Source organism: Nocardioides cremeus, from assembly GCF_030518195.1.
In the GTDB taxonomy this organism is placed as follows: domain Bacteria; phylum Actinomycetota; class Actinomycetes; order Propionibacteriales; family Nocardioidaceae; genus Nocardioides; species Nocardioides cremeus.
Map to the genome: position 1 here is coordinate 1 of NZ_JAULSC010000227.1, position 280 is coordinate 280.

Below are 280 nucleotides of genomic sequence, written 5' to 3' on the forward strand. Positions count from 1 at the left end.
CGGCAATGGGAGGCGCAGTGCGAAGTGGGGTGTTGCCGCGCCGGAGCACAAGGCACGCGAAGGCTTGGAGGGAGCCATGGCGGATGGGCCAAGCACAGTGGGAGGCAACGGATTCGGCAGCAAATGGCGTGGTAGCGGTTGGCATGTCGTGGTGCCTGTGGTTGTTTGTATGGGGAGCAAACATGCACACTGGGCACGAAGGCGGGGAGCGGCAACGTCGCGTCATGATAGCAGGGGGGGAACAAAAAGCATTGTTATTTGATATACGAATTAATGCATT

At 58.2% G+C, this 280-nt stretch carries 1 protein-coding gene; it reads left to right on the top strand.

The genetic code is table 11. The features are described 5' to 3' along the window. Positions 1-83 precede the first annotated feature (83 nt). A partial coding sequence (locus tag QWJ41_RS21090; protein ID WP_302710448.1) for a hypothetical protein occupies positions 84-280 on the top strand: 197 nt, incomplete at its 3' end.